13 protein-coding genes, 1 tRNA gene, 1 rRNA gene and 1 pseudogene are annotated in these 16,779 nt (G+C 58.1%); 9 read left to right on the top strand and 7 right to left on the bottom strand.

Translation table 11 applies throughout. From position 1 onward, the window contains the following. Both rrf and GH784_RS03840 read left to right on the top strand, forming a co-directional pair. A 5S ribosomal RNA gene (gene rrf, locus GH784_RS03835) occupies nt 1-93 on the top strand; the annotation flags it as partial. Between the two features lie 288 nt (nt 94-381). Next, nucleotides 382-458: transfer RNA gene (locus GH784_RS03840), tRNA-Met, on the top strand. A gap of 203 nt (nt 459-661) precedes the next feature. On the opposite strand, the gene GH784_RS03845 is transcribed toward GH784_RS03840, so the two are convergent. The 4 genes from GH784_RS03845 to GH784_RS03860 form a co-directional block, all read right to left on the bottom strand. Then, nucleotides 662-880 (bottom strand): hypothetical protein, encoded by a 219-nt coding sequence (locus GH784_RS03845; protein ID WP_236735685.1) that lies wholly within the window; start codon nt 878-880, stop codon nt 662-664. A 103-nt stretch (nt 881-983) separates the two neighbouring features. Then, a complete protein-coding gene (ftsZ, locus tag GH784_RS03850; RefSeq protein ID WP_013762144.1) occupies nt 984-1,988 on the bottom strand; it encodes a cell division protein FtsZ in 1,005 nt (334 codons plus the stop codon). Nucleotides 1,989-2,045: 57 nt separating this feature from the next. Then, the gene (gene fabF, locus GH784_RS03855) at nt 2,046-3,329 is read right to left on the bottom strand and encodes a beta-ketoacyl-ACP synthase II (protein ID WP_025595181.1); all 1,284 of its coding nucleotides are present in this window, start codon (nt 3,327-3,329) and stop codon (nt 2,046-2,048) included. 164 nt (nt 3,330-3,493) lie between these two features. After that, a complete protein-coding gene (locus GH784_RS03860) occupies nt 3,494-4,081 on the bottom strand; it encodes a TetR/AcrR family transcriptional regulator (RefSeq protein WP_003519277.1) in 588 nt (195 codons plus the stop codon). Nucleotides 4,082-4,179: 98 nt separating this feature from the next. Between GH784_RS03860 and GH784_RS03865 the strand changes: the two genes are divergently transcribed. From GH784_RS03865 to GH784_RS27355, 3 genes and pseudogenes are all read left to right on the top strand, one after another. Then, a complete protein-coding gene (locus tag GH784_RS03865; RefSeq protein ID WP_065705693.1) occupies nt 4,180-5,292 on the top strand; it encodes an efflux RND transporter periplasmic adaptor subunit in 1,113 nt (370 codons plus the stop codon). Next, nucleotides 5,292-8,402: an efflux RND transporter permease subunit gene (locus tag GH784_RS03870; RefSeq protein WP_065705694.1), complete on the top strand. Its 3,111-nt coding sequence runs from the start codon at nt 5,292-5,294 to the stop codon at nt 8,400-8,402. The genes GH784_RS03865 and GH784_RS03870 overlap by 1 nt, the downstream gene beginning before the upstream one ends. 172 nt (nt 8,403-8,574) lie before the next feature. Next, nucleotides 8,575-8,724: pseudogene (locus tag GH784_RS27355) on the top strand (IS3 family transposase); the annotation flags it as partial. Between the two features lie 48 nt (nt 8,725-8,772). Here GH784_RS27355 and GH784_RS03875 read toward each other — a convergent pair. Next, nucleotides 8,773-9,321 (bottom strand): TetR/AcrR family transcriptional regulator, encoded by a 549-nt coding sequence (locus GH784_RS03875; RefSeq protein ID WP_003519274.1) that lies wholly within the window; start codon nt 9,319-9,321, stop codon nt 8,773-8,775. 112 nt (nt 9,322-9,433) lie between these two features. Here GH784_RS03875 and GH784_RS03880 point away from each other — a divergent pair, with 112 nt between their 5' ends. The 4 genes from GH784_RS03880 to GH784_RS03895 all read left to right on the top strand — a co-directional run bounded on the left by GH784_RS03880 (nt 9,434) and on the right by GH784_RS03895 (nt 13,559). Next, the gene (locus tag GH784_RS03880; protein ID WP_003519273.1) at nt 9,434-10,222 is read left to right on the top strand and encodes an SDR family NAD(P)-dependent oxidoreductase; all 789 of its coding nucleotides are present in this window, start codon (nt 9,434-9,436) and stop codon (nt 10,220-10,222) included. A gap of 48 nt (nt 10,223-10,270) precedes the next feature. Next, on the top strand, nt 10,271-11,365 hold the full coding sequence (locus tag GH784_RS03885) for an alkene reductase (protein ID WP_111782736.1): 1,095 nt from the start codon (nt 10,271-10,273) through the stop codon (nt 11,363-11,365). Between the two features lie 253 nt (nt 11,366-11,618). Beyond that, nucleotides 11,619-12,443: an oxidoreductase gene (locus tag GH784_RS03890; protein WP_003519271.1), complete on the top strand. Its 825-nt coding sequence runs from the start codon at nt 11,619-11,621 to the stop codon at nt 12,441-12,443. 111 nt (nt 12,444-12,554) lie between these two features. Then, nucleotides 12,555-13,559: an NADP-dependent oxidoreductase gene (locus GH784_RS03895; protein ID WP_065705697.1), complete on the top strand. Its 1,005-nt coding sequence runs from the start codon at nt 12,555-12,557 to the stop codon at nt 13,557-13,559. Between the two features lie 40 nt (nt 13,560-13,599). Here the strand turns inward: GH784_RS03895 and GH784_RS03900 are convergent, their stop codons facing one another. Beyond that, a complete protein-coding gene (locus tag GH784_RS03900; protein ID WP_065705698.1) occupies nt 13,600-14,181 on the bottom strand; it encodes a TetR/AcrR family transcriptional regulator in 582 nt (193 codons plus the stop codon). A 218-nt stretch (nt 14,182-14,399) separates the two neighbouring features. Further along, nucleotides 14,400-16,685, bottom strand: coding sequence for an FdhF/YdeP family oxidoreductase (locus GH784_RS03905; RefSeq protein ID WP_065705700.1), 2,286 nt, complete (start codon nt 16,683-16,685; stop codon nt 14,400-14,402). Nucleotides 16,686-16,779 lie beyond the last annotated feature (94 nt).

The following is a 16,779-nucleotide window of genomic DNA, read 5'->3' on the forward strand; positions in this document are numbered from 1 at the left end:
CTGCACCCGTTCCCATTCCGAACACGGCCGTGAAACGCCCCAGCGCCAATGGTACTCCGTCTCAAGACGCGGGAGAGTAGGTCGCTGCCAGGTCTGCAAAACGCAACAAATATCTTCTCAAGCAAACTCTTCGGCCCAGCCGATACAAAGGGCCGCTCAAAGCGGCCTTTTTGCATTGCGGAACATGAAAACATAAGGAAAACGCAACGTGCGTCCCTTAAAGGAGACAAATCGCCTTCGGCAATTTGCTCCGGAACTATACATCACAGCGTCCCTGTGATGCAGTCGCGATAAATCCAATAGGGATTTACGCTGGTCGCGATAAATCCCATAGGGATTTACGCTGGTCGCGATAAATCCAATAGGGATTTACGCTGGTAACGCGGGGTGGAGCAGCCCGGTAGCTCGTCAGGCTCATAACCTGAAGGCCGCAGGTTCAAATCCTGCCCCCGCAACCAATATCTTCAAGACTATCAACAACAAAGCCCTCCCATCCCGGAGGGCACCTTGCGTTTAGGGCCTTGGATACCGCAAATGACTTGCTGGCGGTATAGCCACGTGGGGCTCTGGTAGCGTGCACCTAGGCCTTTGTAAAACACGAGCCGGAACAAGCACTTCAAGCGCTCAGAGCGGCATTCACTTTGTGATCAGGGTTTCCGCGTCACCGACGTGGCGTTGTTTCGGCAGATTTGGGCAAGGTCGCAGGCAGGCGTTTTCTATCTAGCGCCTCCGTAGCTGCCTCGAGCCGAGCCACGCGCTCTTCCAAGGAGAGGAGATAGTCCCCCTGCAAATCATCGATACCGAGGAATGCTTCTTCCCATAGACGCCATTTTTCTAAGAAGTGCTTCAGCATGTGCTGTTTTCTCTCGATCGATTTCACTGGAATTTTCTATGTCGCCCTATCTTGGGCCGGGCGGTAGCAGACACGCAGGCACTCTCAAGTCTTCAAGGACATGCTCGCTCGAGGGTGCAAAGGAGCAGGCTCACCCCGTGCGCTCCGCAAGAAAGGTCACCTCTGCCGGTTGCCGCAATCCGCTCGCGACAACGGACACTTTCAGTCGACCCGCAAGCGCATCGTCGAACGTCGCGCCGATCACGACATCGGCGTTAGCGTCGACCTCTTCGCGCACGCGCGTGGCTGCTTCGTCCACATCGAACAGCGTCATGTCCGGTCCACCGGAAATCGAGACGAGGAGCCCTTTGGCACCTTTGACCGATGTGTCGTCAAAAAGCGGATTAGCAATCGCTGCTTCGGCGGCAGCTCTTGCACGGCCTTCGCCTGCCGCTTCTCCCGTGCCCATCACAGCTCGGCCCATACCGCGCATCACTGACCTTAGGTCGGCGAAATCGAGATTGATAAGCCCTTCCCTGACAATCAGATCGACGACGGAGCTGACGCCTGCATAAAGAACCCGATCCGCCATTTCGAAAGCCTCAGCAAACGTCGTTGTGGCATCTGCCACCCGGAAAAGGTTCTGATTTGGGATCACGATCACGGCATCCGCGCTTTCGGCTAGACACTCTACCCCGTGTTGGGCCATTCGCATTCGATGTATGCCCTCAAATGCGAATGGCATGGTTACCACGCCGACCGTCAGTATTCCGGCCTTCCGCGCAGCTCGAGCTATAACAGGCGCGGCGCCCGTTCCAGTGCCGCCCCCCATGCCCGCGGTCACGAAACACATATGCATCCCGGTCAGATGGTCCATGATTTCGTCGATCGTTTCTTCGGCCGCCGCTTGTCCGATCTCGGCGAGTGATCCGGCCCCAAGCCCGCCAGTCGCGATCAGGCCGAGTTGAACAACTCGTGGGGCTTTAGACATGGAGAGAGCTTGCGCATCGGTGTTTGCTGCAATGAATTCTACCCCTTGCAGCTTCTGCGCCATCATGTTGTTGACCGCATTACCACCACCGCCGCCGACGCCTATAACGGCAATCCTCGGTTTGAGGTGCAGTATGTCCGGTGTCGTGCCCAAGGTCTGGTTCATTGACGTTCAAGTCCCAAGCGAAAACAGTTTCAGCGTGTGGTGGCGCGACGCTGATCCTCAGCCAGCGCCGTTTGCCTTCGGCCACCGCCGGAACACTGCGCTCGCATTGACACCGCCAAAACCGAAACCATTGGATATTGCGAATTCAGCGTCTAATTGGCGCGCGTGGTTCGCCACAAAATCGATGCCTTCGGCTTCCGGATCCGGAGCATTCAGGTTGAGAGTTGGCGGCGCAATCTGATGCTGGAGTGCTAGAATGGTGAAGATTGCTTCCAATCCTCCAGCCGCGCCAAGTAGGTGTCCTGTTGCTGACTTCGTCCCGCTGACAGCGACAGTCTTCTCGGAACCAAAGATACTTTTGATGGCCCTGATTTCGCCGAGGTCTCCGACCGGGGTCGAGGTGGCGTGGGCATTCAGATGACCTATTTCGCGGGGGGAAATGCCTGCCTGCGCAATGGCGATCTCCATGGCTCTTTTGGCACCGTTCCCGTCTTCTGGTCCTGACGTGATGTGATGAGCGTCGGCTGTCGTGCCGTATCCGACGAGTTCGGCAATTGGTGTAGCGCCGCGAGCAAGCGCATGGCTCAGGGATTCAATGACAAGCATGCCCGCTCCTTCGCCCATGACGAAGCCATCGCGTGATGTGTCGAAGGGGCGCGATGCCTTGTCTGGTGTTTCGTTGAAAGCAGTCGACAGAGATCTGGCGGCTGCAAAACCCCCGAGGCTGACGATGTTCATGCAGGCTTCTGTTCCGCCGCATATCGCAATTTCGGCTTCATTTGATCGAATAAGCCTCGCCGCATCGCCAATTGCCTGAACGCCGGCGGCGCACGCGGTTACCGGTGCACCGAGAGGGCCTTTGAAGCCATGACGGATTGAGACATGCCCGGCTGCGAGATTGACCAGGAACGACGGTATGGTGAAGGGCGAAAGGCGACGGACACCGCGTTGATCGACGGTGCGGACCGCTTCGGTTATCGCAGGAAAGCCGCCTATACCGGACGCGATAATCGTCGCGGTCCTCAGCCGTTCCTCATTCGAGGTCGGCTTCCAGTTTGCTTGTGCAAGCGCTTCTTCCGCGGCTGCCAGTGCAAATATGATAAAACGGTCGACCTTGCGTTGGTCCTTCGGAGCCACAATGGTGTCGGGATCGAAGCCGCCCTCGGGATCTTCCATCAATGAGGGGACAATGCCCCCGATTTTCGATGGAAGGTCCGCCACCACGTCGTCACCCAGCCGTCGAATGCCACTTCGACCCGCGAGCAGGCGCGACCAGGAGATACCGACATTCGCTCCAAGGGGACTGACAGCTCCCATTCCTGTGACAACGATACGACGCATGTTTTACACCTGTTCTTCGTTTAAATTGGCATGCCTTCGGCATACCGACCGACGGTGCGGTCAGGGCCTGTTCTCCGGATATGCAGTGCCTAAATCGCATCCGCCCGAACCCGACGCGGCGACTGCGTTTGGCTTTTGTTTTCCCTAGCTACCGAGCGCGATCCTCAGGCCGCATGATCAGCGCCTGCGATGCGCCTGATTTCCTCCGCCGCTGCGTCGAGGATTCCTTGAGACGTATTCTCGTCTTCCATGATCCGCGACAGGGTAACGGCGCCGACCATGAGAGACAGGATCGCCATCGCTTTGCCGCTGGGATTGGAGCTTCTGGTGTCATCAAGCAGTTCATTGAGCACCTCGAAGTGAGCGCGTATCCCATCCTCGAATGGACGCCTGACTTCTTCACTCTGCCGAGTAGCGTCCGACCCCAGTGCCACCAGGGGGCAGCCTTCTGCCTTTTCTCCACGGTGGTCCTTGGACAGATAGAACGCCATCACTGCTTCGAGAGGATCGGAACTGTCCGCAGCCGCTTCAGACCATCTGCGTGTAGCGCTTTCCATCGCGCGCCTCGAAGCCTGGGCTGCAAGATCGTCCTTCGATGCAAATTGCTTGTAGAACCCGCCTTGGGTGAGTCCTGCACCCTTCATCAAATCTTTCAGGCCAATGCCATCGAATCCGTGCTCGCGAAACAGACGGCTGGCAACGTTGATCACCGTCTCCCGATTTTCCTCGGCTTGTGCCCGGCTCACTCTCATATCGACCTCCGGTTAGATTTCGTTTGACATTTATAGCGCACATAGATTTAGATCGCAATCTAAATCATTTGCACCGCTGGTCAAGAAGAGAACTTACAATGAAACGCAAACATGTCCTGACTGTCGTGGGTCTTGTCGCAGCGGCTGGGGCCGCCGCCTTTTTCCTCGTTTCTGAAACCCCAAAACGGGAAGCCGAGGTCGCAGACCCAAGGACGGCTTCACCACTGGTAAGGATTGCGGAGGCGAAAAGGACAGGCAGGGCCGACCGGTCATTCACCGGGACGGTCGCATCGCGCGTTCAAAGCAATCTCGGATTTCGCGTTCCCGGTAAAATCGTGGAGCGGCTGGTCGATGTCGGTCAGCAGGTCAAACAGGGCCAACCGCTGATGCGCATTGATGAGACCGATCTTCAGCTTGCACTGACAGCAAAGCGGAATTCGGTCATATCAGCGCGTGCTATTCTGCTTCAGGCGGAAGCCGATGAGAAGCGCTATGCGGCACTGGTCAAGAATGGCCTGGCGGCCACGCCCCAGCGTTACGAACAGGCAAAGGCGGCTCTCGATACAGCGACGGCACAGCTTGCGGCGGCCGAGGCGGAAGCGGAGGTTGCCGAGAATGCGGCAACCTACACCACTCTTGTTGCTGACTCGGATGGAACGGTCGTCGAAACTCTCGGTGATCCGGGACAAGTGGTCGCCGCCGGCCAGACGGTTGTTCAACTCGCAAAGGCCGGCCCTCGCGAGGCGGTCGTCTGGCTGCCTGAGACACTGCGACCTAAGGTGGGATCGGAAGCACAGGCCAGTGTTTATGGAAGCGACGGGCTTAGTGGAAACGCCAGACTGCGACAAATCTCCGATTCGGCTGATCCTCAAACGAGAACCTATGAAGCGCGTTACATTCTTGAGGGTGATGCGGCCTCAGCACCGCTTGGCGCCACTGTAACAATCAGAACACCGGATGCCGAACGCCAGTCGGAAGTCACCGTGCCCGTCGGCGCCATTCTGGACGACGGTAATCGCACAGGTGTGTGGATCGTCGACGGCGCCACGTCAAAGGTGAAGTTCACCCCGATTAAAGTTCAGCAGATTGGCGAGGAGACGGCATTTGTCACGGGGATCGGCACCGGGGAGCAGGTCGTTGCCCTCGGCGCGCATCTTCTCGACGATGGTGCGACCGTCAGGATTGCCTCGAGCCAAGAGGTGAAAAACTAATGCGCTTCAACCTGTCAGCCATCGCGGTTCGCGAACGCGCTATCACCCTGTTCTTTATCGTGCTGCTGGCCGCAGCCGGCGTCTACGCTTTCGTCAAGCTGGGGCGCGCCGAGGATCCGTCCTTTACCATCAAGACATTGACGGTCACGTCAGTCTGGCCGGGTGCAACAGCGCGAGAAATGCAGGACCTGGTCGCCGAGCCGCTTGAGAAACGTATTCAGGAACTGACCTGGTACGACCGCGTCGAGACCACAACGAGGCCAGGTTACGCTTTCCTGACCGTCACCCTCAAGGATAACACGCCGGCAAGTGCGGTTGCAGAAGAGTTCTATCAGGCGCGCAAGAAGCTTGGCGACGAAGCCCGCAATCTCCCCCCGGGCGTGATGGGCCCATTCGTCAACGACGAATATTCTGACGTGAGTTTCGGCCTCTATGCCCTGAAGGCAAAGGGAATGCCGATGCGCGATCTCGTTCGGCAAGCGGAAGTCATCCGCCAGGACCTCCTGCACGTGCCTGGCGTCAAGAAAATCAACATCGTCGGTGAGCGCCCCGAGCAGATTTTCGTCGAGTTCTCCTATGCGAAGCTCGCGACACTCGGCATATCCGCGCAGGATATCGCTTCTGCGTTGCAGCGACAGAACACGGTCACGCCTGCGGGTTCAATCGACACACGAGGCCCACAGGTCTTTATCCGCTTCGACGGAGCTTACAACAGTGTGCAGGCGATTGCCGACACGCCGATCGTTGCTGCTGGACGAACCCTGAAGCTCTCCGATCTTGCAGAGGTGCGACGCGGTTATCAGGATCCCGCCACGTATATCATCCGCCACGAGGGTGAACCGACAATCATGCTGGGTGCGGTGATGCAGGCGGGATGGAACGGTCTTGATCTCGGCAAGGCGCTTGAGGCTCGCTCTGCCGCCATTGCGCAAACGTTGCCGCTGGGGATGACGCTTACCAAAGTCAGCGACCAGGCCGTCAACATCGATGAAGCCGTCGGCGAGTTCATGCTCAAGTTCGCGATGGCGCTTGGCGTGGTTCTGTTTGTCAGTCTGGTGGCACTTGGCTGGCGCGTTGGTATTGTTGTCGCTCTTGCTGTGCCACTCACCCTTGCGGTGGTCTTTCTCATCATGCTGGAGACCGGGCGCTTCTTCGACCGCATCACGCTTGGCGCTTTGATCCTCGCGCTTGGCCTTCTAGTTGACGATGCCATCATTGCCATCGAAGTGATGGTGGTGAAGATGGAGGAGGGCATGGACCGCATCAAGGCGGCCGCCTATGCCTGGAGCCATACGGCAGCGCCGATGCTGTCCGGCACGCTGGTCACGATCATCGGGCTGATGCCCGTGGGTTTTGCCAAGTCGACCGCAGGCGAATATGCCGGTAACATCTTCTGGGTCGTGGGCTTTGCGCTCATCGTATCCTGGATCGTCGCCGTCACCTTCACGCCCTATCTCGGTGTGAAGATGTTGCCCAACATCAAGCCGGTCGAGGGCGGTCATCACGCCATCTATGACACGCCGAATTATCGCCGTCTGCGCTCCGTCATCGAGTTCGCTGTCCGCCATAAGTTCATGGTCTGCGCCGTGGTCGGCATTTCCATGGCCCTTTCGGTCGTTGGAATGGGCGGCGTGAAACAACAGTTTTTCCCGACATCGGATCGGCCTGAGGTGCTGGTTGAGGTGCGCATGCCCGAGGGCACAAGCATCGAGGCGACGGCATCTGCGGTGAAGAAAGTCGAGGACTGGCTGCAAACTCAGCCTGAGACCAATATCGTCACGTCGTACGTAGGGCAGGGCGCACCCCGGTTCTTCTTTGCCATGGCACCGGAACTACCTGACCCTGCCTTCGCCAAGGTCGTCGTGCTCACACCCGATGCCCACGCACGTGAAGAACTGAAGCATCGCCTTCGTGCAGCTATTTCGGAGGGTCTTGTTCCTGAAGCGTCCATCCGCGTCACCCAGCTTGTGTTTGGTCCTTACACGCCGTTCCCGGTCGAGTTCCGGATCATGGGTCCCGATCAGGATGAACTCTACAGGATTTCTGAGCAGGCTCTGGCGATCATGAAGACTATCCCCGATGTTCGCCAAGCCAACCGTGACTGGGGCAACCGAACACCCGTTCTGCGATTTGTGCCCGACCAGGAGCGGCTCAATCTGATTGGTCTTTCTCCATCGGAGGCAGCCCAGCAATTGCAGATGCTGCTCTCCGGCATCCCCGTTACGCAGGTGCGCGACAATATCCGCAACGTGCCCGTCGTCGCTCGCAGTGCTGGCGAAAACCGCCTCGATCCGTCACGTCTTGCCGATTTCTCTCTGATGAGCAGGGATGGCCGTCAGGTTCCGCTGGATCAACTCGGGCACTCCGAAATCCGGTTTGAAGAACCTATCCTGAAGCGTCGTGACCGCACGCCTGTCATCACGATCAGGTCTGATATCAACGAGGCGACGCAGCCTCCGGAGGTTTCCCAACAGGTTATGAAAGCTCTGCAGCCACTCATCGCGTCGCTTCCCGTTGGATATCGTATCGAGATGGGCGGCAACATCGAGGAGTCTCTCAAGGCGAATACGGCACTCGCTCAGGTTTTCCCGGTGATGATTGCTGCCATGCTGATCGTCATCATTCTGCAGGTTCGCAGTCTCTCGACAATGACAATGGTGATGCTGACAGCGCCGCTTGGTCTTGCCGGGGTGGTTCCGACCCTGCTCCTGTTCAATCAGCCTTTCGGCTTCAACGCCATTCTCGGCTTGATCGGACTGGCGGGTATCCTGATGCGCAACACGCTTATCCTGACAGAGCAAATCAAGGAGAACCAGGCGGCGGGGCTTGATGACTATCATGCCGTTATCGAAGCGACAGTGCAGCGGACACGACCCGTGATCCTGACGGCTCTCGCGGCGATCCTGGCGTTCATACCTCTGACCCACTCAGTATTTTGGGGGTCGATGGCCTATACCCTGATCGGTGGAACGGCAGCAGGCACGGTGATGATCCTGCTCTTCCTTCCGGCTCTCTATGCTGTCTGGTTCCGGATCAAGCCACCCAAGGCGGGTGCCGAAAAAGAGACGGTCGAGCACGTAGGGCAGCCACTGGCGCTCGCGGCAGAGTAGGGGCGTCCATGCGTGCCGGCTCAAACCTGAAGCGTGATGTGACGGCGGCATTTAAGGGCAGCAGGAGCCGAACAATGCGTGGCCTCACACCATCTGGCCGAGCACCGTTGAAAGGCTGGGATTTTCCATCTTATCCACATCCGGACCGATCTTCCGCCCGGACTAGTAGCACGGATACCAGACCCCGGCAGCCTATGCCGGGATCATCACTGCGCCCGGCTCCAATGCTGCGGGAGATCAAAGCTTCGCTTTCCCACCGATTTGCCACACCGCGCCAAATGGAATGTTGAAAAACGCAGAACCTCCAATCGCATTTGGATGAAGGTTCCGTGGGAGGGTCATGCCGGTACGCTTCGTCGTTTTTTGCGGACTAACTGATGCTGTTATCGATCCATGCGTGCGTCTGTTCCAGAATCTCGTCCGATAGTTCCGGATCGTCGATTGCCCGGGCGAGTATGACCGCCCCAACCATGGCCGCCCAGCTTCCTATCGCTGTGCGCCGGCGATCTGCCGGGTCCAGTTGCGGGAGTGCCCTTTCGATCCGGCTGATCTGCGCACGAAGGCCTTCTGTCATGGCGGAGCGCGCCGGCGGCGTCTGGTGGCGAATTGCTGCAGCGAGACCGGCGGTTGGGCAGCCACCGGCAGCGTTGTCGCGATGGCGAGGCGCAAGATAGGATTTGACGAAATCGCTGAAATTGCCTCCTCCGACGCTATCTGAAGCAAGGGCGTGGGCAAGGGTCTCCGCGACCAGATCGTCTTTTGAACTGAAATGTCCATAAAAGCCGCCGTGAGTAAGACCGGCTGCCTTCATCACCTCCGCAACGCTGACGGCATCGAACCCCTTGTCGCGAAACAGCCGGCTGGCGACATCCAGAATCCGGCGACGGTTTTCCGCCATCTGTTCTCGGCTGACCTTCATTTTCACAATTCTCCCAACATGGTCGTTGACATTTACATGATGGCTATCATATTTAAATCCAATCATGACGATTGTCATGAATATAGGTTCCATCACAGAAAAGAGCAATCCTATGAGCACAAATCCTGCAGTCCTCATCACCGGCGCCTCCACCGGTATTGGTGCAACCTATGCCGATCGGTTTGCGCGGCGCGGCCACGATCTCGTGCTGGTCGCCCGTGACGTGGCGCGAATGGAGGCCGTTGCAAGCCGTCTGCGACAGGAAACCGGCGTGGCCATAGACATCGTCCAGGCGGATCTCACGCAACTCGCCGATCTTGCGAAAGTAGAGACGAGACTGCGCGACGATGACAGCATCGGCATCCTCGTCAATAATGCCGGAACGGCCATCGGTGGAACGTTCATCGAGCAGAGCACCGACGACATGGCCCGGCTTGTTGCACTCAACTCGACTGCACTCGTTCGCCTTGCCAGCGCAATTGCTCCTCGACTCGTCAAGAAAGGTGAGGGTGCAATCGTCAACATCGGCTCCGTGGTTGGTCTGGCGCCGGAGTTCGGCATGACGGTCTACGGCGCAACCAAGGCCTTTGTCCTCTTCCTGTCTCAGGGGCTTAGCCTCGAGCTTGGACCGAAGGGCGTCTACGTTCAGGCTGTTCTTCCCGCCACGACTCGAACCGAAATCTGGGACCATGTCGGCGCCGACGTCAACGCACTGAACAACGTCATGGAGGTGGGCGATCTTGTGGATGCGGCTCTGGTCGGCTTCGACCGTCGCGAGCCGGTGACCATCCCGCCGCTTCCCGATGCCGGTCAGTGGGAAGCCTTTGAAGCTGCGCGCAAGACCATGCTGGCCAACTTCGGCAATGCGCTGCCAGCCGAACGGTACCGCACCGTCGCTTGAGCAGACCGCGCAACCCATACCGCTGCGGCGGCAACACATAGGCAAATCATGACTAAAAAGACGCTTTTCGAACCCTATACGCTTGGCTCCTTGACCCTTTCCAACAGGATCGTCATGGCGCCCCTGACGCGCAATCGCGCCGGTTCGGGCTTTGTCGCAGGTGACCTGACGGCTGAATATTACGGCCAGCGTGCTTCGGCCGGGCTCATCATTTCCGAAGCCACGCAAATATCACAGCAGGGGCAGGGATACCAGGATACGCCCGGTATCTATACCCAGGCGCAGATCGAAGGCTGGCGCAAGGTCACCAGTGCGGTGCACGAGAAGGGTGGCCATATATTCCTCCAGCTCTGGCACGTCGGTCGCATCAGCCATGTTGATCTCCAGCCGAACGGCGCAGCGCCGGTTGCCCCTTCAGCCATCCGCGCCGAGACAAAGACGTTCGTCAACAATGCCTTCGTGGATGTTTCGCAACCCCGTGCCCTTGAACTGGAAGAGCTTCCTGGGATCGTCAACGATTTCCGTCAGGCAGCAGCCAACGCCATCGAGGCTGGTTTCGATGGTGTCGAGATCCACGGGGCCAACGGCTATCTGCTTGATCAGTTCGCCAAGGACGGTGCCAATGTTCGCACAGACGCCTATGGCGGCTCTGTCGAAAACCGTGCGCGCCTCATGCTGGAAGTCACGGCCGCGGTTGTCCAGGAAATCGGCGCTGCACGCACCGGCATCCGCATCTCGCCGGTCTCGCCCGCCAATGGCATTTCGAGTACTGATCCGCAGGCGCAGTTCGATTACATCGTCGATCAGCTCGAAGCCCTTGGCATCGTGTACATTCATGTCGTCGAGGGTGCCACAGGTGGGCCGCGCGATGTCGCGCCATTCGACTTCGGATCATTGCGCCGTCGCTTCAGCAAGACCTATATCGCAAACAACGGCTATGACTTCGAGCTGGCGACTTCGCATCTTGCCGAGGGTCGGGCGGATCTGATCGCATTCGGCCGGCCGTTCATTGCCAATCCCGATTTGGTTGAGCGATTGAAAAGCGATGCGCCGTTGGCAGAGATAAACCCGGCTACGCTCTACGGTGGCGGTGCTGCGGGTTATATCGATTACCCCTCTTTGGCGGCAGCTGCCGGGCGTTGACTACTTTTGGGGTCGCTCGCTGGTGCGGCCCCATCAAATCAGTGTGCTGTGCCTGATCCTTTGCGGATTGGTGCCGGGTCCCGACACTGAAGGGTTACCCTTTCCCTCACCACATGAAAGGCAAGCTTGACTTTAATGATGATATACATCATTAAAATTATCAATGATGACGGCAATCATCATAAAATTAGTGTCGTAAAACCATATGCCTTGGCGGCAATCCATGGTGATACCGAAAAGAGAGAAAGACGCTATGGCGACGTTTGCAACCAAGAGACAGAAGACCGCCTTTGTGACCGGGGCTTCCAGTGGGATTGGCAAGGCGGCCGCCACGGCTCTGGCCCGGGCAGGCTACCGGGTGATTGGCACGAGTCGTAAGGCCGCACCCGGCGAGATACGTGATGGCATTCGGATGATTGCTTGTGACGTGACTTCCGATTTGTCTGTCTCGGATGCCGTGGCGCTGGCACATCAGGAACTTGGCCGTATCGACCTTCTGGTCAACAACGCCGGTTATGCCCTGTCCGGGGCGGCCGAAGAAAGCTCGGTGGATCAGGTTCGTTCGCTGTTCGAAACCAATTTTCTGGGTGTCGTTCGGGTGACCAATGCCGTGTTGCCGATGATGCGCCAACAGGGCTATGGCAGGATATTGAACATCGGCTCTGTCCTGGGCTTAATACCCGGTCCTTTTGGAGCCTATTACTCGGCCAGCAAGCACGCCATTGAGGGCTATTCGGAATCGCTGGACCATGAGGTTCGCCAGTTCGGCATCCGTGTCGCCGTGATCGAGCCTTGGGCAACGAAAACCTCGATCGAGGCCAATTCTCCGCAAGGCGACCGTCCGGTTGCAGCCTATGGCCAGACACTGGCCAGATACCGCACGGCGTTTGACTTGGCCATGGCGACCGGCGACACGGCGGATGATGTTGCGGCCACCATCCTGATGGCGGCACAGGACAAGGCACCGCGGTTGCGCTACCCCTCCGGCAAGGCGGCCCGGCAGACCTCGTTTGCCCGGCGTTTCCTGCCGCGCGCGCTGTTTGATCGAACCTTGCGCAAGCAATTCAACATCGCGTGAGCGAGAATGACGGCCACGGCAGGGCCTTCCAACAACATGCTCAGTTCGCGCTGAAAGCCTTGGCTTTTTTAGCCATCTGAGCCGATAATATTTTTACACTGGAGAACGTCCGTGAAAGCCTTCGTTGTCGACAAATACAAAAAGAAGGGCGCATTGCGTCTGGCAGACATGCCCGAGCCCCGGATGGGCGCGAATGATGTTCTGGTTCGCATTCAGGCCATGGCGATCAACCTTCTGGATTCCAAGGTGAGGGACGGCGAGTTCAAGCTGTTCCTGCCCTATCGCCCGCCCTTTATTCTGGGTCACGATCTAGCCGGAACGGTTGTAAGCGTGGGCGCGAATGTGCAGCAATTCAAGGCTGGGGACGAGGTTTACGCCCGTCCGAGGGATCACCGGGCCGGTACCTTTGCAGAGTTCATCGCAATTGACGCCGCCGATGTAGCGCTGAAGCCCGCGAGCCTTTCGATGGAGCAGGCCGCATCGATACCGCTGGTTGGACTGACTGCCTGGCAGGCGCTGGTGGAGGTCGGCAAGGTCAAGCCCGGCCAGAAAGTGTTCATTCAGGCTGGTTCCGGTGGGGTTGGGACCTTTGCCATCCAGCTTGCCAAGCATCTCGGCGCCACGGTGGCCACCACGACCAGTGCCGCGAATATTGACCTGGCCAAAAGCCTCGGCGCCGATGTGGTGATCGACTACAGGACGCAGGATTTCGAACAGGTGCTATCCGGTTATGATCTGGTGCTGAACAGTCAGGATGCCAAGACGCTGGCCAAGTCGCTGAATGTTCTGAAACCGGGTGGTCGGTTGATATCGATCTCGGGGCCGCCGGATGTTCCCTTTGCCAGATCTCTGGGGCTGAACCTGTTCCTGCGCTTGGTGGTACTGATGCTGAGCCGGGGCGTGCTGAAGAAGGCGAAAAGCCGGGGCGTCTTGTATTCCTTCCTTTTTATGCGCGCGGAAGGGCAACAACTTGCCCAGATCGCCAAGCTGATCGACGCTGGCGTGATCCGTCCGGTCGTGGACAAGGTATTTCCCTTTGCTCAGACGGCGGAGGCCTTGGCCCATGTCGAGACCGGGCGCGCCAGGGGCAAGGTCGTTGTGAAGGTCGCAGACTGAGTTCGTATTTTGCAGGAGATGGGGTCGCTTGGCTGCGGCCCTATTGCTCCCGCCCGCCATTTTCGACAGAGGCCCGGCAATCGGCGCGGCAAATATCAAGAATTTCATCCGCCAGGGCCGATGCGTCCGGGCAGGCCCGCGATAGCACGATGGCCCCGACAGCTTGCGCCATAATGCTGATGGCTTGCGTGCGGGCATTTGAGCCGGCGGGCTGGTTCGCCGCAAGATTGCTCTCCAGTGCGTCAACAAGGCGCTCGATGCCTTCGCCGAAAACAGCTCTGGTTTCGTTTGGCAGCCGCGCTGCTTCCCCGCTCAGTGCGGCGGCCGTGCAGCCTTGGCCACGCGCATCACGATGCGTGCGCGAGATGTAGGCGTCGATCATCTCGCCCAAATCATACCCGGCATAGCGTGCCAACGTTTCGGAAAACCCTTTGGCGGAGGCTTCTGCTATGAGCGCCTCCTTCGAGACGAAGTGGTTGTAAAATCCACCATGGGTCAGGCCCGCACCCTCCATCAGGTCAGCCACGCCAACGCCATCGAACCCTCGTTCGCGAAACATCCCGGATGCAATCGCAACAATCCGGTCATGATTTCCCTGCTTCTTTTCCTTGGTGATCCGCATGTCCGAACCCTTTCGACGGCGCCGTCTCCATGATGTTGGATATCATCATGGATTGAGAGTATTGCTGACGATTATCATTAATAATGCGCTCAACACAAGGAACACGTCGTATCGGCTACCTAATTTTCCGTCCTTCGCCGCCGACATCTTGTCGCTTGCTGCAACGAAGCTTCTGTTTCTGGGAAGCTGGCCCGAATTGTTAGTAAAATAAAGCTCGGTTACGTGGATCGGCGTATCCTCACTGGAACGCCCTTATATGCTGGGGTGCCGGATTTCCTGTCGTAGTCTGCGAGCGCAATGACCTGGTTCATTTCGGGGTAATAACCTGCTACCGAGCCGGGCGGAATATTGTAGGCAACGGCGGTAAATCCGGTAGCGGTTTTGGCGCCACTCCCGCAAATTGCTTCGACATCGATGAGGTCTCCGTCTCTTAGTCCCCGCGTTTCAAGGTCCCGCTGGTTCATGAAGATGACGTCGCGGCGGCCGTAGACACCACGGTAGCGGTCGTCGAGGCTGTATATGGTGGTGTTGTACTGGTCATGACTGCGCAAGGTGGTCAGCACAAGGGCTTCGGGGTCGTGCAAGCGTGTGTCCTCATCAAGTCCCGGTGCGACGAGAAATTCGGCCTTACCGGACGGCGTATTCCACACACGATCAGAAGCCGCGACAGTGAGCCGGAAGCCTCCGGGCGTTTTCACGCGCGTATTGAAATCATGAAAATCGGGAAAGACGATTTCGATCTTGTCGCGGATCTGCTCATAGTCGCCGGCCATGCCGTCCCAGTCGATGTCGTGTCGGTTACCAAGCGTCGCCTTGGCCATGCCGGCAACGATCCAGGGTTCCGAGCGCAACTCATCGCTTGGCGGTTTGAGGAAACCGCGCGACGCGTGCACCATCGACATGGAATCCTCTACCGTGACGGATTGGCGCCCTGTCGCCTGAATATCCAGATCCGTTCGGCCCAGAACCGGCAGGAGGATCGATGTCTTTGCCAGCAGCAGATGCGAGCGATTGAGCTTTGTCGCAAGATGAACGGCCAGATCGAGTTTCCGCATGCCCGCGAACGTCGCTTCAGGATCGGACATGGCGACAGCAAGATTGCCACCAAGACACACCAACGCTTTCGACCTGCCCTCAATGATGGCTTCGATTGCCTCCACGGCATTATGGCCCTTTTCACCAGACGGGCGGAAACCGAAGGCTTTCTCCATGCCAGCAAGAAGAGCCTCGTTGGGAATTTCAGTGATGCCGACGGTCCGATCGCCCTGAACGTTGGAATGGCCGCGCAGGGGACAGATACCGGCGCCTGGCCGGCCTATATTGCCGCGCAGCATCAGGAAATTGGCGAGTTGCTGCACATTGGCCGTGCCATGGGCATGCTGTGTGATGCCCATGCCATAACAGAGAATGACGTTTTTCGCCTTGAGGTAGACATCCACGGCGCTATCGAGCGCTTCCAGTGACAGGCCGGATTTCTCGATAATTTCCGACCATTGAGTCTGTTCGATATCGGCTTGCAGGGCTTCGAGGCCAATCGTATGCGCCGCGATGAAATCGCGGTCGATGACGCCGGGTCCGCCAGCTTCGATATCGGCCGCGTCCCGCTCGAAGATGCGCTTCATCATGCCCTTGAGTGCGGCAAGATCGCCGCCGGTACGAACCTGATGATAGGCAGACGCGATCGGCGTGGATGACATCGTCGCCATTTCGATCGGATCCTGCGGGGCTGCAAACCGCTCCAGCGCCCGCTCCTTGAGTGGATTGAAGACGACAATCGGCACACCCCTGCGGGAGGCCTCATGTAATGTCGTCATCATGCGCGGATGGTTGGTGCCGGGATTGTGCCCGAACGAAAAGATCGCGTCGGCATGATCGAAATCCTCCAGCGTTACAGTGCCCTTGCCGACACCGATCGACAGGGGCAGACCGACGCTGGTCGCTTCGTGGCACATGTTGGAACAGTCGGGGAAATTGTTGGTGCCATAGGCGCGAACGAAGAGCTGAAAGAGAAACGCCGCTTCGTTGGAGGCACGACCGGACGTGTAGAACTCGGCCATATGAGGGCTGGGAAGGGCGTTCAACTCCGAGGCAATACGCGCGAATGCGGCATCCCATTCGATCGGCACGTAGCGGTCACTGGCATGATCATAGATCAGCGGATGGGTCAGGCGCCCCTGATCTTCAAGCTTGTGGTCGGTCCATTGCCAGAGATCAGTCACCGAATGAGCGGCAAAGAAATCGGGGCCAACGCGCTTGGCCGTCGATTCCCAGGTGATCGCTTTTGCTCCGTTCTCGCAAAACTCAAATGAACTTGTGTGCTTCGGATCGGGCCAGGCGCAGCCGGGACAATCGAAGCCTTCGGGCTGGTTTGCCTTTAACAATGTCGCCGCGCCCTCGGCGATGATCTGCTGGTGAGCAAGGGTTTTGGCAACGGCTTTTAGTGCGCCCCAGCCACCTGCTGGCGCTTTGTAATGCTCTATCCCATCCGGCCGCTTCTCGCTCATCACAGTCTCCCTTCAGCGTGTTTCAATAAATCTAGCATCGAACGCATCAGTACGAACCTAGACCGATGTATAGGTCCAGGTAGACGTCTATCGA

It is taken from the genome of Agrobacterium tumefaciens (assembly GCF_009649785.1).
GTDB lineage: Bacteria > Pseudomonadota > Alphaproteobacteria > Rhizobiales > Rhizobiaceae > Agrobacterium > Agrobacterium tumefaciens.